Annotated in this window: 15 protein-coding genes; 11 read left to right on the forward strand and 4 right to left on the reverse strand. The window is 71.7% G+C overall.

Annotated features, from left to right (window positions below):
• Positions 1–40: 40 nt before the first annotated feature.
• Positions 41–1945: a regulator gene (locus ACFWPT_RS14725; RefSeq protein ID WP_380482046.1), complete on the reverse strand. Its 1905-nt coding sequence runs from the start codon at positions 1943–1945 to the stop codon at positions 41–43.
• 310 nt (positions 1946–2255) lie between these two features.
• On the opposite strand from ACFWPT_RS14725, the gene ACFWPT_RS14730 reads away from it, so the two are divergent.
• The 7 genes from ACFWPT_RS14730 (at position 2256) to ACFWPT_RS14760 (ending at position 9882) form a co-directional block, all read left to right on the forward strand.
• Positions 2256–3017 carry a 3-hydroxybutyrate dehydrogenase gene (locus tag ACFWPT_RS14730; protein ID WP_063347316.1) on the forward strand — a complete coding sequence of 254 codons (762 nt, stop codon included), beginning with the start codon at positions 2256–2258 and terminating at the stop codon, positions 3015–3017.
• Positions 3018–3202: 185 nt separating this feature from the next.
• Entirely contained in the window at positions 3203–4570 is a 1368-nt protein-coding gene (locus ACFWPT_RS14735; protein ID WP_380423225.1) for an MFS transporter, read from the forward strand.
• A 59-nt stretch (positions 4571–4629) separates the two neighbouring features.
• A complete protein-coding gene (locus ACFWPT_RS14740) occupies positions 4630–6537 on the forward strand; it encodes a helix-turn-helix domain-containing protein (RefSeq protein WP_380336592.1) in 1908 nt (635 codons plus the stop codon).
• A 175-nt stretch (positions 6538–6712) separates the two neighbouring features.
• The gene (gene lipB / locus ACFWPT_RS14745) at positions 6713–7483 is read left to right on the forward strand and encodes a lipoyl(octanoyl) transferase LipB (RefSeq protein WP_063347319.1); all 771 of its coding nucleotides are present in this window, start codon (positions 6713–6715) and stop codon (positions 7481–7483) included.
• 174 nt (positions 7484–7657) lie between these two features.
• The gene (gene lipA / locus ACFWPT_RS14750; RefSeq protein ID WP_063347320.1) at positions 7658–8611 is read left to right on the forward strand and encodes a lipoyl synthase; all 954 of its coding nucleotides are present in this window, start codon (positions 7658–7660) and stop codon (positions 8609–8611) included.
• A 233-nt stretch (positions 8612–8844) separates the two neighbouring features.
• A complete protein-coding gene (locus ACFWPT_RS14755) occupies positions 8845–9024 on the forward strand; it encodes a hypothetical protein (protein WP_063351061.1) in 180 nt (59 codons plus the stop codon).
• Between the two features lie 168 nt (positions 9025–9192).
• A complete protein-coding gene (locus ACFWPT_RS14760; protein ID WP_063347321.1) occupies positions 9193–9882 on the forward strand; it encodes a DUF4191 domain-containing protein in 690 nt (229 codons plus the stop codon).
• Positions 9883–10019: 137 nt separating this feature from the next.
• Here the strand turns inward: ACFWPT_RS14760 and ACFWPT_RS14765 are convergent, their stop codons facing one another.
• Positions 10020–10487 carry an RDD family protein gene (locus ACFWPT_RS14765; RefSeq protein ID WP_350885262.1) on the reverse strand — a complete coding sequence of 156 codons (468 nt, stop codon included), beginning with the start codon at positions 10485–10487 and terminating at the stop codon, positions 10020–10022.
• Positions 10488–10750: 263 nt separating this feature from the next.
• Between ACFWPT_RS14765 and glnA the strand changes: the two genes are divergently transcribed.
• On the forward strand, positions 10751–12163 hold the full coding sequence (gene glnA / locus ACFWPT_RS14770; protein WP_063347323.1) for a type I glutamate--ammonia ligase: 1413 nt from the start codon (positions 10751–10753) through the stop codon (positions 12161–12163).
• A gap of 214 nt (positions 12164–12377) precedes the next feature.
• Here the strand turns inward: glnA and ACFWPT_RS14775 are convergent, their stop codons facing one another.
• Entirely contained in the window at positions 12378–13085 is a 708-nt protein-coding gene (locus ACFWPT_RS14775; RefSeq protein WP_380336598.1) for a response regulator, read from the reverse strand.
• Complete coding sequence (locus tag ACFWPT_RS14780) at positions 13082–14281, reverse strand: sensor histidine kinase (protein ID WP_380374657.1); 1200 nt, start codon at positions 14279–14281, stop codon at positions 13082–13084. The genes ACFWPT_RS14775 and ACFWPT_RS14780 overlap by 4 nt, the downstream gene beginning before the upstream one ends.
• 157 nt (positions 14282–14438) lie before the next feature.
• Here ACFWPT_RS14780 and ACFWPT_RS14785 point away from each other — a divergent pair, with 157 nt between their 5' ends.
• The 3 genes from ACFWPT_RS14785 (at position 14439) to ACFWPT_RS14795 (ending at position 21351) form a co-directional block, all read left to right on the forward strand.
• Positions 14439–15152, forward strand: a complete 714-nt coding sequence (locus tag ACFWPT_RS14785; RefSeq protein WP_380336604.1) for an ABC transporter ATP-binding protein — start codon at positions 14439–14441, stop codon at positions 15150–15152.
• Positions 15149–17557 carry an ABC transporter permease gene (locus tag ACFWPT_RS14790; protein WP_380482050.1) on the forward strand — a complete coding sequence of 803 codons (2409 nt, stop codon included), beginning with the start codon at positions 15149–15151 and terminating at the stop codon, positions 17555–17557. The genes ACFWPT_RS14785 and ACFWPT_RS14790 overlap by 4 nt, the downstream gene beginning before the upstream one ends.
• 500 nt (positions 17558–18057) lie before the next feature.
• Entirely contained in the window at positions 18058–21351 is a 3294-nt protein-coding gene (locus tag ACFWPT_RS14795; RefSeq protein WP_380482052.1) for an SdrD B-like domain-containing protein, read from the forward strand.
• Positions 21352–21435: the final 84 nt, after the last annotated feature.

Raw genomic sequence — 21435 nt, forward strand, 5'->3', positions numbered from 1 at the left:
CCGCCGGAGCTCGCCCGACCGGCCCCTCTGCGACAGGTCCTCAGATCACGCCGGCCTGGCGGGCCGTCTCCTCGAAGGCACGGGCCACCGGACTGCCCCGGTAGGGGGTGAGGCGGCGGTGGAAGTCCCGGACGTACTCCAGCGAGCGGGCCGAGCGCATCTCCCCCGCCGCCCGCAGCGCGTCGGTGGCCATGGTGCAGGCCTCATCGAGGTCCCCCATGCCGAGCCGGGCGGTGGCCAGCACCAGCCGGCAGAAGATCCGGCTGCGCGCGTAGGCGGGTGAGCGCAGCCGCAGCGACTTCTCGGCGTGCTGCGCGGAGGTGCGCCACTGCTGGAGGTCGCGGTAGCAGTGGGCGAACTCGTCGGAGAGCTGGGCCTCGTCGAAGTACCGCGCCCAGGAGGGAAGTTCGTCGCCGACCCGGGCCGCGGCCAGTGCCCGCTCGGAGCGCACCAGGGCGGTGGTGCAGGCCCGGACGTCGCCCAGCAGGCCGTGCCCGCGCGCCTCGGCGGTGTGCATCAGCGACTGGACCACCGGCGGCACGGCGGTGCCCACGCCCTGCTGGGCGACCCGGGCCAGTTGGACGGCCTCCCGGCCGTGGCCCAGGTGGACGGCCTGCTGGCTCATCGTCACCAGGACGTACCCGCCGAGCGCGCGGTCCCCGGCGGCCTGGGACAGGCGCAGCGCCTGGACGAAGTAGCGCTGGGCGAGGCCGTGCGCGGCGATGTCGAAGGACGTCCAGCCTGCCAGCCTGGTCAGGTCGGCGACGGCGCCGAACAGCGCCCGGCCGATCTGCTCGCCGTAGCGGCCGCGCAGCATCGGCTCGGCCTCGCTCTCCAGGTAGCGGACCAGCGCCTGCCGGGCGTGCCCGCCGCCGTAGGCGTGATCGAGCGCCCGGAAGAGGTCGCCGACGGCGCGGATGGCGGCGATGTCGCCGCGGCCGACCCGCAGGGCGGGGCGCGACTCGCGGGCCGGTTCGGTGTACGGCGGCTCGACGGCGGTCGGCGGGCGCCGGCTCTGGGTGGGCACCCGGCCGATGGTGGGCCCGGCGGGGCCGGCCGCGCCGGGCACGGGGCGGATGCCGGGGGCCCCGTGGTGGGCCTGGCTGCGCGCCGGGCTCGGAGGGGGAGCGCCGGGCGCGGGGGGCACGCTCTGGGCGGGTGCGGCGGGTGCTCCGGATGCCGCCGTCACGGCGGATGCTGCGGTGCCGGCGGTACCGGCAGCGGCGGCGGACGGACCGGCGGGCGGACCGGTGGCGGCGTCGGGGCGGACCATCGTCGAGCCGTCCCGGGCGACGCGCTCGTCGGTACGGCCGATCAGCCAGTCCCGGCTGGGGACGACCAGGCCCGCCGGGGTGAAGGCGATCCGGCGCAGTTCGGACTGCGGGCCGTTGTCCTTGCGCCACATGCTCGCCACGATGTCCACCGCCTCCTGCGGGGTCTCGGCGAACTCCAGGCCCGCGTACACCGGGGCGCAGGCGTCCAGGCCGAGGTCCTGGGCGGTGAGGCGGCGGCCGAGGCGGCGGGTGAAGACCTCGGCGATCAGCGCGGGGGTGGCGCCGCGGGGCTGCTGGCCGCGCAGCCAGCGGGTGACCGAGGTCTTGTCGTAGCGCAGGTCGAGGCCGTGTTCCAGGCCGAGCTGGTCGACCCGGCGGGCCAGGCCCGCGTGCGAGAAGCCGGCTTCCTCGATGAGCGCGGCGAGTTGGCCGTTCTGCGGGGACGGGCCGGAGTGCCCGGAGTGGCCGCCGACCGGCCCGGGCGCGGGGACGGCGGGTTCGTGCCGGTCGGTTGTGGCCTGCGCGGGCAGCCGCAGTTCGTCGGCGGTCGGGGCGTCGGCGGTCAGGGCGTCGGGGGCGTCCGGCAGGGTCCGGCCGACCGGGCCTCGGTGGTGGCCGAGCGGGTCGAGCGGTCCGTACGCCGGGCTGTCGGTTGCAGGCCGTTGGGGCATGTCAGTCAACACCTCTCGGACGTCGCACCGGGCTCTACCAGCACTTCGGCTGCCTGGGGCGGCGCCCCCTGTCGGGAATCGGCGTGAATGTAGCGAGCATTCGGGCGCTATGGGTGGATCTGACCGAGCAATCCTCCGAACGGGTGAAGCAATCGCGCCCATTGTGGGGAAGCGCGGGCGGCGCGGGTTTGGCCTTTCGCGGTCGAACCGTCGATCGACCATCATGGCGGTGAACACCACAGCCCACCGGGATGCTGTGGTGGACCACCACATGGGAGCCGGGCCCCCGGGTTTCCTAGCGTTCTCGGCCATGGACACCACTACAGCCCGCCCGCTCGACGGCCGGACGGCCCTGGTCACCGGGGCCGCCTCGGGCATCGGCCGGGCCTGTGCCGAGGCCTTCGCCGGGGCCGGCGCCCGGGTCTACGTCGTCGATCTCGCGGCCGGCCCGGCCCGGGAGCTCGCCGAGCGGATCGGCGGCCGCGCCGTCGTCGCCGACCTCGCCGACCCCGAGGCCGTGGAGGCCCTGCCGGCCGACGCCGACATCGTGGTCAACAACGCCGGCCTCCAACACGTCGCGCCCGTCCACGAGTTCCCGCCCGACCGCTTCACCCTCATCCAACGCGTCATGGTCGAGGCGCCGTTCCGCATCCTGCGCCGCACTCTCCCGCACATGTACGAGCGGGAGTGGGGCCGGGTGGTCAACATCTCCTCCGTCCACGGTCTGCGGGCCAGCGCCTTCAAGTCCGCCTACGTCACCGCCAAGCACGCGCTGGAGGGCCTCAGCAAGACCGTCGCCCTGGAGGGTGCCCCCTACGGCGTCACCAGCAACTGCATCAACCCGGGCTACGTCCGAACTCCCCTGGTGGAGAAGCAGATCGCGAGCCAGGCGCTCGCCCACGGCATCCGCGAGGACGAGGTCGTCGAGCAGATCATGCTCGAACGCACGGCCGTCAAGCGTCTCATCGAACCCGAGGAGATCGCCCAACTCGCCCTCTGGCTCTGCTCCCCGCCCGCCTCCTACATCACCGGCGCCAGCCTCCCCGTCGACGGCGGCTGGACGGCGCACTGAGCAGCGGTACCTGGCCGCCCTCCCCAGGCCGACCCCCGGGACTATGTGGGTGGCCCACATAGTCCCGGGGAACGCGCCTCCCTACCTTGTGGCGACGTCCCTTGGGGCGGCGCCCCTTGTGGCGACATTCCTCGGGGCGACGCCTCTCGGGGCGACGCCCTCCCCCCGGCCCGGAAGTGGTGACCATGAACGCCTCCGCACCAGCCACGGCAGCCACCCGCTCACTCCCTCGGGTCGTGGCCGCCAGTCTCATCGGGACCACCATCGAGTGGTACGACTACTTCTTGTACGGAACAGCGGCCGCGCTGGTGTTCAACAAGCTGTTCTTCCCGAACACCGATCCGCTGACGGGCACGCTGCTGTCCTTCCTCACCTACGCGATCGGGTTCGCCGCGCGGCCGGTCGGGGCGCTGGTGTTCGGGCACTTCGGGGACCGGGTCGGGCGGAAGAAGCTGCTCGTCGTCAGCCTGCTGCTGATGGGCGGGTCGACCACGCTGATCGGGGTGCTGCCCACCTACAGCTCCATCGGGGCGGCGGCGCCGGTGCTGTTGACGGTGCTGCGCCTGGTGCAGGGCTTCGCGCTCGGCGGGGAGTGGGGCGGGGCGGTGCTGCTGGTGTCGGAGCACGGGGACCAGCGGCGGCGCGGGTTCTGGGCGTCGTGGCCGCAAGGCGGGGCGCCGGCCGGGAACCTGCTGGCGGCGGGGGTGCTGTCGCTGCTGACGGCGGTGCTGTCGGAGGACGCGTTCCTGTCGTGGGGGTGGCGGGTGCCGTTCCTGCTGTCGGCGGTGCTGGTCGGGGTCGGGCTGTGGATCCGGCTCGCGGTGGACGAGTCGCCGCTGTTCAAGCAGGCGCTGGCGGCCCAGCAGCAGCGGAAGACCGTCGAACAGCCCCCGCTGGTGGCGGTGTTGCGCAACCACTGGCGGGAGGTGCTGGTGGCGATGGGCGCACGGATGGCGGAGAACATCTCGTACTACGTGATGACCACGTTTGTGCTGACGTACGCCGTCACCCACGCGCACTTCTCCAAGCAGACCGCGCTGAACGCCGTACTGATCGGCTCGGCGATCCAGTTCGCGCTGATCCCGCTGTTCGGAGCACTGTCCGACCGGGTCGGACGCAAACCGGTGTACCTGGTGGGCGCGGTCGGGGTGGGCATCTGGGCGTTCGTCTTCTTCGGGCTGGTGGACACCAGGTCGTTCGGACAGCTGGTGGTCGCGGTGACGGTCGGACTGGTCTTCCACAGCGCGATGTACGCACCGCAGGCGGCGTTCTTCTCCGAGCTGTTCGCCACCCGGATGCGGTACTCGGGCGCCTCGATCGGGGCCCAGTTCGCCTCGGTGGCCGCCGGCGCGCCCGCGCCGCTGATCGCGACCGCACTGCTCAAGGACTACGGCAACGCCACCCCGATCTCGGTGTACGTGGCGATCGCGGCGGCGATCACCGTGCTGGCGGTGCTGTGCGGGCGGGAGACCAGGGGCAGCGACCTGGCGGACGTCGAGGCGGCGGTGGAGGCGGACGGCGCCGCCGTGGCGGCCAAGCCCGCCACCGCCTGACGGCCGAGCCGCTACGATCGCGCTTCCGCCGGACCCGACGCCGATTGGCGGCACGCACCATGAACCACCCTCACGAAAGCGCCGCGCCCGCGCTGCGGCGGCTGCTCGACCTGCTCGCCTCCGGCGCCGCCACCGAGGACTTCGCCGACGTGCTGGCCGACGCCCGCCGCCGCGGGGCGCCGGCCGCCGTCCTCGCCGAGATCGACGACGCCACCTGGCAGGCCCTGCGGGTGCACCGCACGCTGCGTCAACACCGGCGCCGGGAAGCCGAGTTGACCGCCCTGTTCGACACCGCCGGGGACCTCGCCGCCTCCCGGGAGCTGGACACCGTGCTCCAGGCGATCGTCCGCCGCGCCCGGATGCTGCTCGGCACCGACACCGCGTACCTGACCCTGCCGGACGAGGCCGCGGGCGACACCTACATGCGGGTCACCGACGGCTCGGTCTCCGTCCTGTTCCAGACCCTGCGGCTCAGCCTCGGGCACGGCCTGGGCGGCCTGGTCGCGCAGACCGCCCGCCCGTACGCCACCCCCGACTACCGCACCGACGAACGGTTCCACCACACCGGCACGATCGACGCGGGCGTGCTCGACGAGGGCCTGGTGGCGATCATCGGGGTGCCGCTGCTGCTCGGCGGCGAGGTCATCGGGGTGCTGTTCGCCGCCGACCGCTCGCCCCGCGCCTTCTCCCCCGACGAGGTGGCGCTGCTGTGCACGCTGGCCGCGCACGCCGCGATCGCCCTGGACACCGCCAAGTCGCTGGCCGACACCCGGGCCGCGCTCGCCGAACTGAACAGCGCCAACGAACTGGTCCGCGCCCACTCGGCCGCCGTCCAGCGCGCCGAGCAGGCGCACGACCGGCTCACCGACCTGGTGCTGCGCGGCGCCGAGGTGCCGGACGTCGCCGCCGCCGTCGCGACCCTGCTGGGCGGCGAGATAGCCGTCCTCGACGCCGAGGGCGAGCCGCTGGCCGGGCGGTCCGCACCCGCCGGCGAACTGGCGGAGGCGGTCGCCGCGTCCCGGGCCGAGGGGCGGTCCGTCCGGCACGGCGAGCTGTGGGTGTGCGCGGTGCTGGCCGGGCACGACGCGCTCGGCACCCTGGTGCTGCGCGGACGCCCCGGCCTCGACGACGCCGACCGGCGGCTGTTCGAGCGGGCCAGCGTGGTGACCGCGCTGCTCCTGCTGCTGCGCCGCTCGGTGGCCGAGACCGAGAACAGGGTCCGCGGCGAACTGCTCACCGACCTGCTCACCGCCCCCGACCGCGATCCGGCCGGGCTCACCGCGCGCGGCCGCCGGCTCGGCGTCGACCTCGCCCGCCCGCACCTGGTCCTGGTCGCCGAACCGGCCGAACCCGCCGGACCCCCCGTCCCCGACCGCGGCCGGCTGGCCGGCGCCGCCCGGCGGTACCTGTTCGGCTCCCGGGGCGTCAGCGCCGAGCACGGCGAGGCGGTGGTGCTGCTGGTGCCGGAGGCCGGCGACCCGGAGGAGGCCGCACGGCAGGCCGCCGAGCGGCTGGCCCGGCTGGCCGGGTTCCCCGTCACCGTGGGCGCCGGCCGCCCGGCCGCCGGCCCGCCCGCGCTGGCCGCCTCGTACGCCGAGGGCCTGCGCTGCGTCCGGGCGCTGCGGGTGCTCGGCCGCGCCGGGGAGGGCGCCTCGGCCCGCGCGCTGGGCTTCCTCGGGGTGCTGCTCGGCGACGGGCACGACGTGGACGGCTTCGTCGGCTCGGCGCTCGGCCCGCTGCTCGCCTACGACGCCCGCCGCGGCACCGAACTGGTCCGCACCCTGCGCGCCTACTTCGACTGCGGCGGCAGCCTCACCCGCGCCAAGGACGAACTGCACGTCCACGTGAACACCGTCGTCCAGCGGCTGGACCGGGTCGAGGCGCTGCTCGGCCCGGACTGGAACCACCCCGAGCGCTCGCTCGAACTCCAGCTGGCGCTGCGGCTGCAACTGCTGGCGGGGGGCTGAACGGGTCCTTGCGGCCGTGATCCTTCCGGGCGCCCGAACGGTCCGGTTCGGCCTCCTGCACGGCCCGTACGGGCGGCTGAACCGTCCGCACGGGCGTGGGCGTACAGTGGCGAGGTTGGTCTCGAACGCCTGGCAAGGAGCGGCAGCGGTGAGCGAGAACGTGCGTTTCGTTCGAATGGGGACAGGCGAGGGCGCCATCGCCTACCAGGAGGCCTGGGAGGAGCAGCAGCGCCTGCACGCGCTGCGGGTCGCGGACGAGATCCCCGACACCGTGCTGCTGCTGGAGCACCAGCCCGTCTACACGATGGGCAAGCGCACCAACCCCGCCGACCTGCCGCTCGACGGCACCCCGGTGGTCGAGGTCAACCGCGGCGGGGAGATCACCTGGCACGGCCCCGGCCAGCTGGTCGGCTACCCCATCGTCAAGCTGCCCGACCCGATCGACGTGGTCGCCTACGTCCGCCGGCTGGAGGAGGCGCTGATCCGCGCCTGCGCCGGGTTCGGCGTCGGCACCACCCGGGTCGAGGGCCGCAGCGGCGTCTGGGTGCTGGGCGACTCCATCCCGGACGCCGTGGTGGACCCGGCGCAGGTGGTGGACATCGGCAAGCTGACCCTGCGGATGGGCCTGCCGCTGGGCATCGACCCGCGGCTGGCCGGCCCCGAGTACGCGCCGTCCAACGCCGGCCAGCGCGGCGACGACCGCAAGCTCGCCGCGATCGGCGTCCGGGTCGCCCGCGGGGTCACCATGCACGGCTTCGCGCTCAACTGCGACCCCGACATGACCTGGTTCGACCGGATCGTGCCGTGCGGCATCCGGGACGCCGGCGTCGCCTCGCTCGCCGGCGAGCTGGGGCGCGACTTCACCGTCGGCGAGGCGCTGCCGGTGGTCGAGCGGCACCTGGCGGACGTGTTCGCCGAGCTGCCCGAACCCGCGCTCACCCGCTGACCCGGGCCCGGGTCCTCGCCCGGGCTCTTCCCCGGGCCCCACTCCGGATTGCCCCCCGGGAATCTACCGGCCAGTAGCGCTGTTGCCCTGCGATTGCGGGGCAACAGGCCGCGCGAAGGCCTTACAACCACAGGCGTACCCTGGGGGTACCCCGTCTAGTTCTAGGAGTCGCACGTGTCCGCTGTCGCGCCCGACGGCAGGAAGCTGCTCCGCCTGGAGGTCCGCAACAGCGAGACCCCCATCGAGCGGAAGCCCGAGTGGATCAAGACCCGCGCGAAGATGGGGCCGGAGTACAACGCCCTCCAGTCGCTGGTGAAGAAGGAGGGGCTGCACACCGTCTGCCAGGAAGCCGGCTGCCCCAACATCTTCGAGTGCTGGGAGGACCGCGAGGCGACCTTCCTCATCGGCGGCGACCAGTGCACCCGCCGCTGCGACTTCTGCCAGATCGACACCGGCAAGCCCGCCGAGTTCGACCGGGACGAGCCGCGCCGGGTCGCCGAGTCCATCGTCACGATGGACCTCAACTACGCCACCATCACCGGCGTCGCCCGCGACGACCTGCCGGACGGCGGCGCCTGGCTGTACGCCGAGACCGTGCGCCAGGTGCACGCGCTGACCGCCGACCGCGAGAGCGGCCGCACCGGCGTCGAACTGCTGATCCCCGACTTCAACGCGGTGCCCGAGCAGCTGGCCGAGGTCTTCTCCTCCCGCCCCGAGGTGCTCGCGCACAACGTCGAGACGGTGCCGCGGATCTTCAAGCGGATCCGCCCGGCCTTCCGCTACGAGCGCTCGCTCGACGTCATCACCCAGGCCCGCGCGGCCGGGCTGGTGACCAAGTCCAACCTGATCCTCGGCATGGGCGAGACCCGCGAGGAGGTCAGCCAGGCGCTGGCCGACCTGGTCGGCGCCGGCTGCGAGCTGATCACCATCACCCAGTACCTGCGCCCCTCGCTGCGCCACCACCCGGTGGAGCGCTGGGTCAAGCCGCACGAGTTCGTCGAGCTCCAGCAGGAGGCCGAGGAGCTGGGCTTCGCCGGGGTCATGTCGGGCCCGCTGGTGCGCTCCTCCTACCGGGCCGGGCGACTGTACCGGCAGGCGCTGGAGCGGCGCGCGCAGGCCGCGGTCTGATCCGGCCGGGTCGGCTGGGTCGGCTGGGCTGATTGAGCCAGCAGATTCTGATGATCCTGCTGATCCGGTGCTTTTGAGCCATCCGGTGCGCGAGCGAAGGGCGGAGCCTCGGCTCCGCCCTTTCGGTTTCACCGCGCTTTGACTGCCTGGTCACCGCCTGGTAACACGGGATGGTGACGATGGACTCGTTGCGATCGTTCGATTCTTCTCAGCCACGAGGGGAGCTGTTCGGCATGCGGATGCGCATCCGGTCGGTGGGGGTCGCGCTGCGGCTCGCCGAGAGCGTCCTGCTGGCGGGTGGCCAGCAGCAGGCCCGGCGCAACGCCTGGGCGGCGGTCTGCGAGAACCGCCGGTACGCGGCGGACCGCCGACACGACGCGCGGGCGGCGACGACGTCACCGCCACGACGGTGACGTTCTCGACTCGGCTCTCGACTCGGCTCTCGACGCGACCGCTCCGGAGGCCGTTCACCGTCGCCGACGGTCGCTGTGTGCGACGGCACAGGGCACACGAGTCACGGATCGAGGCGAACGGGTACCGGGCTTGGATATCCCGTACCCGTGCCACGTACCATGAGCGTTATGGCGAGGGAAACATCCGAGAACCCCGGGCGACTGAAGCAGATCCGCCTGGCTTACACCATGACCAAGAAGGTCGACACCAAGATCGGCCTGATCATCGCCGGCGTCGGCCTGCTGACCTTCGGCGTGTTCCTCGCCATCGGCTTCGCAATCGACCACCCGATCTACCTGGGCATCCTGGGCTTCATCGTGGCCTTCCTGGCCATGGCGATCGTCTTCGGGCGCCGGGCCGAACGCGCGGCGTTCGGACAGATGGAGGGGCAGCCGGGCGCCGTTGCGGCGGTGCTGAACAACATCCGACGCGGCTGGAGCTCCAACTCCACCCCGGTCGCGGTCACCCGCAACCAGGACGCGGTCTACCGCGCGGTGGGCCGGGCCGGAATCGCGCTGATCGGCGAAGGCAACCCGAACCGGGTGCGCCAGCTGCTGGCCTCCGAGAAGAAGAAGATGGCCCGGGTCGTCGGCGACGTGCCGGTGCACGACATCGTGGTGGGTACCGGCGAGGGCGAGATCCCGCTCAAGAAGCTGCAGATCCACCTGATGCGACTGCCCCGCGCCATCACCGCGTCCCAGGTCACCGAGACCAACGACCGTCTGCGCGCCCTGGGCGACCTGCTCTCCAAGGCGCCGATCCCCAAGGGCCCGATGCCCAAGGGTGCCCGGATGCCCAAGGGCGGCCAGGCCCGCTGACGCTCCCCCGACCACAACACTGAACGGCCCCGCCGCGGAGATCCCGCAGCGGGGCCGTTCAGTGTTGTGCGGCAAGGCCGTCCGGCCCTGGATCCAGGCTGGGTTCCGGACTGGATCCGGACCTCGACAGATCCGGACTAGATCCGGACCTCGACGGTGCCGACCGCCTTGTCGTGCAGACCGCGGGTGTCGCGGTCCCAGACCAGCGGCGGCACCACCAGGCAGAGCAGCAGGGTGCGCAGCAGCACCTGCGGGATGGTCGCGCGGCCGCCGTCCAGACGGATCACCCGGAGGCCGAACAGCCGCTTGCCGACGGTCGTCCCGGTGGTGGCGAGCAGCACCGCCGCGACCAGGAAGTAGAGCGGGCTGGTCCACAGGTTCGCCTCGGCCGGGCTGCCCTTGCCGATCAGCCCGTAGGCGATCAGGGCGACCAGCCAGCCGTCCACGAACAGGGCGCCGATCCGGCGGCCCGGGCCCGCGATCGAGCCGGGGCCCTCCTTGGGCAGGCCGAGGCGCTCGCCGCGGAAGCCGAAGTCGGCTCCCATCTTCTCGGCGGCCGCCTTCGGGCCGTCGATCCACGATCCCAACGCTTCTCTGGTGTCCACGAATCCACACTAACCGGGCGACCCGTCCGCGCCGCCACCGGCTCCCCCGAACGCCACGGGCGGGTGAATCGTGCCGCCGGAGCTTTCCAAGTGGTCCAGACCACTTGTGGAGAGCCGAGCCTGACGGCGGTGCGTTTTGCCCCGTCCCGTACATCTTTGCCACCCGATCGGCGGGCGTGGTTAACATTTATGAAACGGCCGGGTCACCGGCCGGAAACGGCCCGTTCCTAGGGTGAGCCCCATTCGCACGCCGAGGAGGATGGATGTTCAACAACGCCGCCGAAGTGAAGCAGTTCATTCAGGACAACGACGTGAAGTTCGTCGATGTCCGCTTCTGCGATCTGCCTGGCGTCATGCAGCACTTCTCCGTACCTGCGGCGACCTTCGACCCGTCCGAGATCCTGATGTTCGACGGCTCGTCGATCCGCGGCTTCCAGGCCATCCACGAGTCCGACATGGCCCTGGTCCCGGACCTCGCCACGGCTCGGCTCGACCCCTTCCGGGTCGAGAAGCACCTCAACATCAACTTCTTCATCCAGGACCCGGTCACCGGCGAGGCCTACAGCCGCGACCCGCGCAACGTCGCCAAGAAGGCCGAGGCCTACCTCGCCTCCTCCGGCATCGCCGACACCGCATTCTTCGGGCCCGAGGCCGAGTTCTACGTCTTCGACTCGGTCCGCTTCGAGACCAGCGCCAACGCGTCCTTCTACCACATCGACTCGGAGGCCGGCGCCTGGAACTCCGGCGCCGCCGAGGGCGACGTCCGCGGCTACAAGGTCAAGTACAAGGGCGGCTACTTCCCCACCCCGCCGGTGGACCACTTCGCCGACCTGCGGGCCGAGATGTCGCTCGAACTGGCCAAGTCCGGCCTCGAAGTCGAGCGCCAGCACCACGAGGTCGGCACGGCCGGCCAGGCCGAGATCAACTACAAGTTCAACACCCTGCTGCACGCCGCCGACGACCTGATGCTGTTCAAGTACATCATCAAGAACGTCGCCTGGCGCAACGGCAAGACGGCCACCTTCATGCCCAAGCCGATCTTCGGCGACAACGGCTCGGGCATGCACGTCCACCAGTCGCTGTGGACCGAGGGCTCGCCGCTCTTCTACGACGAGCAGGGCTACGCCGGCCTCTCCGACACCGCCCGCTACTACATCGGCGGCCTGCTCCGGCACGCCCCCTCGCTGCTGGCCTTCACCAACCCGTCGGTGAACTCCTACCACCGCCTGGTCCCGGGCTTCGAGGCGCCGGTCAACCTCGTCTACTCCCAGCGCAACCGCTCGGCCGCGATCCGCATCCCGATCACCGGCTCCAACGCCAAGGCCAAGCGCATCGAGTTCCGCGCGCCCGACCCCTCCTCCAACCCGTACCTGGCCTTCGCCGCCATGCTGATGGCCGGCCTCGACGGCATCCGCAACAAGATCGAGCCGCTGGAGCCGGTCGACAAGGACCTCTACGAGCTCGCCCCCGAGGAACACGCCAACGTCCCGCAGGTGCCCGCCTCCCTCCCGGCCGTCCTCGACGCCCTGGAAGCCGACCACGAGTACCTGCTCGCCGGCAACGTCTTCACCCCGGACCTGATCGAGACCTGGATCGACTTCAAGCGCACCAACGAGATCGCCCCCATCGCCCTCCGCCCCCACCCCCACGAGTTCGAGCTGTACTACGACCTGTAGAAGCTCCTCCGACCTGCGGAAACGCAGTTCGACCTCTCATCGTTTCCGCAGGTCAGACGAGGTTCTGACCTGCGGAAACGCCTGGAGAGGGGTCGGCTGCGACACCCCTGGGGCTCGCGATGTGGAATGAGAGTGCACTGGGTTCGATCTCCGCAGGAGTTCTGTGTAGTGCCGGCGGCTCGGGCAGCGCCGCCTCGTTCTTCTGATCCTGTCCCTACCGTCTACGCGGCATGAGTCCGGACCGTCTACGCGGCATGAGTCCGGCTTCGAAGGCGACGATCGCCAGGTGGACGCGGTCCCGGGCTTCGAGCTTGGCGAACAGGCGCGCGACATGCGTCTTCGCGGTCGCCGCGCTGATCACCAGCCGCTCGGCTATCTCAGTGTTCGACAGTCCCTGTCCGACCAGTGCCAGCACCTCGCGCTCCCGGTCGGTGATCCCCGCGAGGAGACGTGGGTCCGCAGCGGGCTCGGCGTCCGGTTCGGGGGCCGCGGGACGGGACGTCCCGGCGAAATCCGCGATCAGCCGTCGGGTCACGCTCGGTGCGATCAGCGCGTCGCCCGCGGCCACCACACGGATCGCTCCCAGGATCGCGTCCAGGGCCATACTCTTGAGCAGGAATCCGCTGGCCCCGGCGCGCAGTGCGCCGTAGACGTACTCGTCGTCGTCGAAGGTCGTCAGCACCAAGACCTTGGGCGGGTCCGGTTCGGCGGTCGCCTGCCGGGTCGCCTCGATCCCGTCCATATCCGGCATCCGGATGTCCATCACCACGACGTCCGGCCGCAGTTCACGCACCAGGCGCACCGCCTCGCGGCCGTCGCCGGCCTGGCCGACCACCTCCAGGTCGTCGGTGTCGCCGATCAGGATCCCGAGCCCGACCAGCATCAGCGGCTGGTCGTCGACCAGCAGCACCCGCACGCTCATGCCGGGAGCCTCGCAGCCACCCGGAATCCGCCCTCCGAACGCCGGCCCGCGCTGAACTGGCCGGACAGCAACGTCACCCGCTCGCGCATGCCGAGCAGGCCGAAGCCGCTGCCGCCGGCCCCCGCCGTGAACCTCGGACGGCCCGGGCCGCCGAGACCGTCGTCCCCGTCGTCCACCACCTCGATCGTCACCCCTTCCGGCTCGTAACCGACCGCGACCCGGCACGTCCGCGCACCGGAATGCCGCACCACGTTCGTCACCGACTCCTGGACGATCCGGAACGCCGACAGTTCGATCTCCGGCGGCAGTGGACGCCGCTCGCCCCGCCAGGTCACGTGGACCCGCACCCCGGCGCCGGCCGTGCGTTCGGCGAGCTGCGGGACGTCGGCCAGGCTGCTGGCTGGCGCCAGCGGAGCGGCCTGCGGCATGGCGTCATCCGGCTCGGCGCGGCGGAGCGCCCCGAGCATGCGCTGCAGCTCCAGCAGCGTCTCCCGGCTGGTGGTCTCGATGCCGGTCAGCGCCTGCCGCGTCTGCTCGGGCTTGGTCTCCACGACCCGCGCCGCCGCTCCCGACAGCACCGTGATGATCCCGATGCTGTGCGCGACGCTGTCGTGCAGCTCGCGGGCGATCCGCAGCCGCTCGGCCAAGACGACGCGGGCCGCGGTCTGCTCCTGCAGGGCTTCGAGGTATTCACGGCGTTTGCGATACACGCCCCCGAAGACCCACGCGACCGCGAACCACAACGCGAACCCCCCGGCCCACTGGACCGCGTCGCTGACGGACTGCTCGCGGGTGTGGATGTCGTTGACGAGCGCGGCCGCGACGCCCGCGACGGAGCCGACGGCGGCAGCCTTCGGCCGCCGGACGGCGAGGTACCCGCCCAAGCCGACGAGCAGGACGAACACGATCGAGGGCCGCGCGCCGAAGGCGTCGCCGAGGACTGTTTCGCCCAGGACCGCCGCGAAGACCGCCGCCGGCAGGCGGCGCACCAGCAGAACCGGCAGGGCGAGCACGATGTACAGACCGATCATCTGGGCGGGCTCGAGGTCGGGGAACCGGAACAGGCCGTTCTCAGGGGTCGGCATCGTCAAGGGGAGCATCAGCGCGTACAAGCAGGCAGTGGCCAGTACCACGGCCTGTGACGTCAGCCAGGTCACGCGCTTCGATGTCGAGAGACGCTGGAGAAGCTGTTCCATACGGAGATCGTATTCAGTGGCATCGGCTCTGCGCGTCGCCCCGGGGATGTACGCCGGATACGCCCCCGGGCCGATGACCTGGGAAGAGGTGACATCCGCCGGCCGACGCGGTGGATCGTGGTCCGTTCCTAGGTTCATGGCCATGACGAATGCACCGATGATCGACCTCCGCGACGCGACGAAGAAGTACGACGACGGCCCGCCCGCACTGGCCGGCGTCACCTTGTCCGTGGCGGCTGGTGAGTGCGTGGCGATCCTCGGCCATTCCGGCAGTGGCAAGTCCACGCTGCTGAACCTGATCGCGGGTCTGGACAAGCCTTCCAGTGGCACCGTGACCGTCGACGGCACCCGCGTCGACCAGCTCGGCGAGGCCGGTTCGGCGAAGTACCGCCGGGCCTCCATCGGCATGATCTTCCAGTTCTTCAACCTGCTGGACGACCTGACCGTATTGGACAACGTCATGGTTCCGGCGCAGCTGGCCGGGATGGGCAAGCGCGAAGCGCAGCGGCGGGCCGTCGAGCTGCTCGGCTCGCTGGACATCGACCGGCATGTCAATGCCTATCCGCAGCGGCTGTCCGGCGGGCAACGGCAGCGGGTGGCGGTGGCCAGGGCCCTGATGAACGAGCCGGCGCTGCTGCTGGCCGATGAGCCGACCGGCGCCCTGGACTCGAGCTCGGCCGAGGACGTGCGCCAGCTGCTGCTGGAGCTGAACAGCGATGGCCAGACCATCCTGCTGGTCACCCACGACGTGCAGTTGGCCGCGAGCACCGCGCGCCGCACGATCGAGTTGGTGGACGGCGCGGTCGAGCGGGACGTGGTCAACACCGCCGGCGGCGCCACCGTCAACAGCTCGGCGGGAGCGGTCCGGTGAGCGCCCTGGGCAAGGTCGTACGTTCCGGCGTGGGCCGCCGTCGGGTCCAGTCCATCGTCATGGCCCTGACCACGTTCGCCGCGGTGACGTCCTCAGTACTCTCCCTCGGTCTGCTGACTGTCGTGCAGGCCCCGTTCGAGCACGCTTTCAGTGCCCGGAACGGGGCGCACCTGGCGGTCCAGTTCGACAGTTCGAAGGTCACGGCCGCGCAGGCCACCGCCACCGCGCACGCCGCCGGCGTCACCGAGGCGGCCGGGCCGTACCCGGTCGCCGCCGCCCTGGACACAACCATCGGCACGGACTGCCCCAAGAACGATTTCGCCGGTACTGACAACCATCCGATCACCGTCACCACCCGGCCCGACCTGGGCAGCACCTCCGGGATGGACCAACTGGCGCTGACCCAGGGGCGCTGGCCGACGAGCCCGGACGAGATCGCCCTGCCGTGGCAGCACTACGCCACCGACTGCTTCGGCAGTTCAGTGGTGTTCTCCTCCCTGCCGGGCAAGCCGTCGTTCAAGGTCGTCGGCTTCGGCGGCTCGGTGACCGACAGCGCGACCGCCTTCGCCACCGCCGACGGTTTCGCGCGGCTCACCGCCGCCGGTGCCAAGTCCGACGAGCAGATGCTCTACCGGTTCGCCGAGGCCGGGACCGCCACCGACATCGCCACCGACAAGCAGGCGGTGGCCGCCGCCGCGCCGGCCGGCGCGGTCGAGGGCGGACAGTCGTACCTGACCACGGAGCAGCAGGCGACCGGCAACGCCAAGGCCTACGTGCCGTTCCTGATCGGCTTCGGGATCCTCGGGCTGTTCATGTCGGTGCTGATCATCTCGATCGTGGTCAGCGGGGCTGTGGCCTCGGGAATCCGGCGCATCGGGATTCTGAAGTCGTTGGGCTTCACCCCTTCGCAGGTGGCCCGCGCCTACACCGCGCAGGCCATGATCCCGGCGACACTCGGCGTGGTGCTCGGCACGGTTTTCGGCAACCTCCTGGCTGTGCCGATCCTGGACGGGGCCACCAAGCAGCTCGGCGCGGCCCGTACCACGATTCCGTTGTGGGTCAGCGCCGTGGTGTCGCTGGGCACCCTGCTGACCGTCGGCGTCACAGCTTTGATCCCGGCACTGCGAGCCGGCCGGATGTCGACGGTGCGGGCCCTGGTGGTCGGCCGCGCCCCCAAGGCCGGGGGCGGTCAGGCGGCGCAGCGTCTGGCCTCGCGGCTGCCGCTGCCCCGGGCCATGTCGCTGGGGCTGGCCCAGCCGTTCGCCCGGCCGGCCCGGGCCGTACTGGTCGGTACGGCGGTGCTGTTCGGCGTGGTGAGTGCCACGTTCGCGGTGGGGCTGGGGACCGGGTTCAACAAGTACCTGGACGCCAGCACCTCAGGCTTCAACGTCGCGTCGGAGATCGTGATACCCACAGCCGACGTGGGCGTGCCCTGGGGTCTCTACGGCCCCAACGACCCGCGCACCCCGCACCTGGACGCCGCCGAGGTGGCCGCCGCGCTCGCCGGAATCCCGGGCACGAAGGCCGCGTTCGGCTGGGGCGAAAGCGGCGCGGCCATGGTCGGCGCTCCGCCCGGCGGCGAACCGCCGAAGGTGTTCACGGTCACCGGCGACTTCTCCTGGACGCACCTGGAGCTGGTGTCCGGCCGCTGGTACTCGGCGCCCGGCGAGGCCGTGGTCGGCGACAAGCTGGCCACGACGGCGGGGATCCACGTCGGTGACGACGTCACCGTGACGCAGCAGAACAAGCAACTGCCGCTGAAGGTCGTCGGCATCAACTTCGACACCAACCAGGGCGACTACACCGTCATGACGGACGCGGCCACCTTCACCGCCGCCGGTCTGCCCCCGCACATCGACCAGTTCAACGTCGAGCTGACCGACAACGTCAACGGATCGGACTGGTCCACCTCGGCCGCCGCCGCGCTGACCCCGCTGAACGCCTCGGTCCAGTCGAACTCGAGCTCGGGCAAGAACATCGTGATGCTCACCATGAGCGCCCTGGTGGCCACGCTCACGCTGATGATGATCGCGGTCGCCGCGGTCGGGGTGCTGAGCATGGTGGTGCAGGACACCCGGGAGCGGGTCCATGATCTGGGGATCCTCAAGGCCCTCGGGATGACACCCAAGCAGACCATCGCGATGGTCCTGACCTCGGTGACACTCACCGGCCTGATCGCCGGGCTGATCGGGGTCCCGCTCGGGGTCGCGGTGGAGAAGGCGACGCTGAACCCGATGGGGAACGCGATCGGCCGGCACCTGCCGCCGAGCGTGACCCACACCTACACCGCCGGGCTGCTCATCCCCCTGCTGGCCGGCGGGATCGTGATCGCCCTGCTCGGGGCACTGCTGCCGGCCGGCTGGGCGGCCCGGTCGCGGACCGCCACCGCGCTGCGGACCGAGTAGGACCGAGCAGAGCCGCTGGTCGCCGCGGCAAGAACGCCAATGCCGACCTCCCCCGGTTGACACCCTCGAGAGGTCGGCATTCCGGCGTTTCGCCTCAACACAGAGGCACTGGATGACGCGAGCAATGTGGACGGCGCATACGAGCCGGTTCGAAGTTCGGTAGCACTGCGTAGCGCCCTGCAGCGACCAGCCAACGTGATCCCTCGTCACTGCCCCGCACTTCTCGACTCATCTCATCCGTCGAAGCCCCCGCGTGTGCACTGGTTGTGAAATGATCTTCCATGCGACCATCATTTGCGCAGGTCAGAGGCATTTTCGAGCTGCACTACGACCTCTAAATCGCGGTTGCCGGTGCGGGCATGGAGCCTGTTCAGGGCCCCGTCGCGCTCTTCTCGGGCGCGACGGGGCCCTGTCGGCGGGTGCGGCCGATCGGGTGGAAGTGGGGGGGGTGTGCGTTGCGTCGGGGGAAGGACGGTCGGGCGGTCGGATGAACTTCCCAGATGCGCATTCACTTCCGGACCGGGCGGATCGCCTCGGTGCTGGCCCTGCTGGCCGGTTCGCTGCTCGGCAGCAGCGTGCTGGCGCCGCCGGCCCAGGCCGCGATCTCTTTCACCAAAACCGTCGACAAGGCGACCGCCTCCCCGGGGGAGAACGTCACCTACACCCTCCGGTACACCTGCTCCATCACCGAGTGCACCAACGGGCGGATCGCCGACACCCTGCCGTCGAACATGCAGTTCGTCGGCTGGACGCCCGACCCCTCGTCGGTGGACCAGGCCGCCTCCACCGTGCCCGCCGCGGGGGCGATGGGCGGCGCCATGGACATCAGGCTCAAGGACCTCAGTCCGGGCACCACCGCCACCATCACGGTGACGATGAAGTACCCGAACTTCACCACCCCCGACGGGGCGGCCTCCACCAACTCGGCCACCATGACGGCCACCGGTGAGCCCAGCCAGACCGCCTCCGCCGACACCAAGGCCCAGGTGCAGCCGCAGTACACGGTGACCAAGGGCATCCAGACCTCCAGCGGCGACGGGCGCACCGTCACCTACCAGTTCAGCGCCTGCGCCACCGACCTGGTGCCCAACGTCGACCTGGACACCAGCCGGCTGCTGGACACCCTGCCGCCCGGCGCCGTGGTGGACACCGGCCGCTCGCCCGGCTGGAGCCAGGTCGCGCCCGGCCCCAACACCTGGGGCTACGACATCGGGGAGTTCCGCTCCGGCAACGGCCGCGGCGGCTGCCGGCTGCCGGGCGTGCTGGTCGTCAACTACCCGGAGGCCGACTTCCCGGACGGGACGACCTCCGACAACACCGTGGACCTGTACGGCGACCCGATCGGGCCGGACGCCGAACGCAAGCTCGACACCGCCGGCACCACCACCGGCCAGTTCCGGCCCCCGGCCACCGGTGTGACGGTGACCGCCAGCAAGGTGTGGCGCGACGGCGTCACCTCCGGTGACATCAACTCCTTCAGCCTGTCGGCCACCAACACCTCCGGCCCGGCCACCAGCCTGACCATGACCGACCCCGGCGCCGGCACCACCGACGGCCTGTACAACTGGCTCTTCCCGCAGTCCCTCCAGCTGGAGCCGTGGAACCCGACCAGCATCGGGCTCACCCTGCAGTACCGCCTCGACGGCGACCCGACCTGGCTGACCTTCAGCCCGTCCAGCCCGCTGGACGGCTCCAGCACCCGCCGGATCACCTTCGTCCAGGGCGCCGGCGACCCGGCCCGCGACGAGCTGGGCATCCCGGCCGGCCGCCGGCTCGACGGCCTCAGGTTCACCTGGGACGGCCCCATCCCGACCGGTTGGAGCCCGGGCAACTCGGTGCAGGTGATCGCCCAGGTCGTCACCCCCGGCCACGACGGGCGCCCGGCCCCCAGCCCGCTGACCAACTGTCTGGACACCACCGCCGGCGACGGCACCAGCACCTCCGCCGCCAACGCCTGCGCCTCGACCACCGTCACCGCCGCCACCAACCTCGGCGCGGCCAAGACCACCGTCGCCGGCGAGCTCTCCGCGCCCGGCGGCATGGCGACCTTCCAGGTGATCCCGTACAACCGCAGCGGTCGCGACCTGACCCGCCCGCTCGTGCTGTACGACGTGCTCCCGGCCGGTGTCGTCTACGTCGAGGGCTCGGCCCGGCCCGACCCGGCCTACCCGGACGCCAAGGCCCCCCAGTCGATCACCGTCACCCCCGGCCCGGACGGCCGCCAGATCGTCCGGATGGAATGGCCGCCCGGCGCGCCCGACATGATGTACCTGCACGACGCGCTGGCCTACCGGATGCTCTTCGACGTCCAGGTCGCCAGCAGCATCCGCTCCGGCGAGCTGACCAACGACCTCTACGTCACCGTCGACCACCCGACCGCGCCGGTCGCCTGCATGTTCTCCGGCTCCGACAGCGGTGTCCCGGACCTGCTGGACCTCAACGGCAACGGCGACACCTCCGAGCTCATGTGCCACGACTCCTCCCGGATCCAGGTGGACGTGCCGAGCGTGCTGCGCTCGTACAAGGAGGTCATGGGCGACCTGGACGCCGACTACGTCAGCATCGGCAGCGCCACCCCCGGCGGCCGGATCTCCTACCGGATGACCGTCCGCAACGACTCCCCCGACCCGGTCACCGACTTCATCGCCTACGACAGGCTCCCCACCCCGGGCGACAACTACGTCCTCACCCAGGACGCTCCGCGCGGCAGCGCCTGGACCCCGTCGCTGAGCCAGCCGATCACCACCAGCGACCCGACCGTGGGGGTCGAGTACACCACCGACCCCAACCCGTGCGTCGACGCCGCCCTGGTCAACCGGACCGGCTGCAACGCCGGCGCCACCTGGAGCAGCACCTTCCCCGGCCCGGGAACGGCCACCTGGTTCCGGGTCCGCCGCCCCGGCAGCCTGGCCTCCGGCGAGGCCTTCACCCTGACCTGGCCCATGGTCGCCTCGGTGGACGCCCCCGACGGGGAGTACGCCTGGAACAGCTTCGCCTTCACCGCCACCGACGCCGGCGGCCGCCAACTGCTGCCCGCCGAGCCGGCCAAGGTCGGCGTCGCCGTCAAGCAGATCAAGCCCTCCGACAACGCGCTCGGCGACTTCGTCTGGCAGGACGTGGACGGCTCCGGCATCCAGAAGCCCGGCGACCCGGGCATCGCCGGCGTCACCGTGAAGCTGCTCGACGGCAACGGCCAGCCCGTCCGCGACAAGAACGGCAAGCCGGTCACCACGGTGACCGACCAGAACGGCCACTACCTCTTCGACCACCTGCCCGACGGCAGCTACGCGGTGCAGTTCGACCTGTCCACCCTGCCCGCCGGCGCCACCGTCACCAAGCGGGGCGTCGGCACCGATCCGGCCAAGGACTCGGACGCCGACCCGGCCACCGGCATCACCCAGACCGTCACGCTCAGCGGAGGGCAGCGCGACCTCGACCTCGACATGGGCGTGATCCTGCCGACCACCCCCACCGGGTCACCGTCGCCTTCCCCTTCCCCGTCGCCGTCCTCCTCGCCGTCCCCGACGTCGTCCCCGTCCCCGTCCCCGTCGCCGACGTCCTCGCCCTCGCCGACGCCGTCGGCGTCCCCCTCGCCGACCGCGACCCCGTCCGGCAGTACGACCCCGACCGCCGGCCCGACCCACAGCGCGAGCCCGTCGGCGAGCGGCGGGACGCTGCCCAACACCGGCAGCTCGGCGCCCGACGCGTTGATCGCAGCCCTCGGCGCTCTCGCCGTCCTGGGCGGTGTGGCGCTGTGCGCGATGGTCTACCGCCGACCCGGACGACACAGCTGACACCGACGACGGACAACTGAACACCCGACCGACACCAGTGGCGCCGCCCCCAGCGGCGCCACTGGCGCGTTGTCGGAAGCGGGC

It is taken from the genome of Kitasatospora sp. NPDC058478 (assembly GCF_042720345.1).
GTDB lineage: Bacteria > Actinomycetota > Actinomycetes > Streptomycetales > Streptomycetaceae > Kitasatospora.

Excerpts from the sequence above, each read along its gene's own strand:
- ACFWPT_RS14725 (WP_380482046.1), bottom strand. The coding sequence starts at position 1,945 with ATGCCCCAACGGCCTGCAACCGACAGCCCGGCGTACGGACCGCTCGAC.
- ACFWPT_RS14730 (WP_063347316.1), top strand. The coding sequence starts at position 2,256 with ATGGACACCACTACAGCCCGCCCGCTCGACGGCCGGACGGCCCTGGTC.
- ACFWPT_RS14735 (WP_380423225.1), top strand. The coding sequence starts at position 3,203 with ATGAACGCCTCCGCACCAGCCACGGCAGCCACCCGCTCACTCCCTCGG.
- ACFWPT_RS14740 (WP_380336592.1), top strand. The coding sequence starts at position 4,630 with ATGAACCACCCTCACGAAAGCGCCGCGCCCGCGCTGCGGCGGCTGCTC.
- lipB (WP_063347319.1), top strand. The coding sequence starts at position 6,713 with ATGGGGACAGGCGAGGGCGCCATCGCCTACCAGGAGGCCTGGGAGGAG.
- ACFWPT_RS14755 (WP_063351061.1), top strand. The coding sequence starts at position 8,845 with ATGCGGATGCGCATCCGGTCGGTGGGGGTCGCGCTGCGGCTCGCCGAG.
- ACFWPT_RS14760 (WP_063347321.1), top strand. The coding sequence starts at position 9,193 with ATGGCGAGGGAAACATCCGAGAACCCCGGGCGACTGAAGCAGATCCGC.
- glnA (WP_063347323.1), top strand. The coding sequence starts at position 10,751 with ATGTTCAACAACGCCGCCGAAGTGAAGCAGTTCATTCAGGACAACGAC.
- ACFWPT_RS14775 (WP_380336598.1), bottom strand. The coding sequence starts at position 13,085 with ATGAGCGTGCGGGTGCTGCTGGTCGACGACCAGCCGCTGATGCTGGTC.
- ACFWPT_RS14780 (WP_380374657.1), bottom strand. The coding sequence starts at position 14,281 with ATGGAACAGCTTCTCCAGCGTCTCTCGACATCGAAGCGCGTGACCTGG.
- ACFWPT_RS14785 (WP_380336604.1), top strand. The coding sequence starts at position 14,439 with ATGATCGACCTCCGCGACGCGACGAAGAAGTACGACGACGGCCCGCCC.
- ACFWPT_RS14795 (WP_380482052.1), top strand. The coding sequence starts at position 18,058 with ATGCGCATTCACTTCCGGACCGGGCGGATCGCCTCGGTGCTGGCCCTG.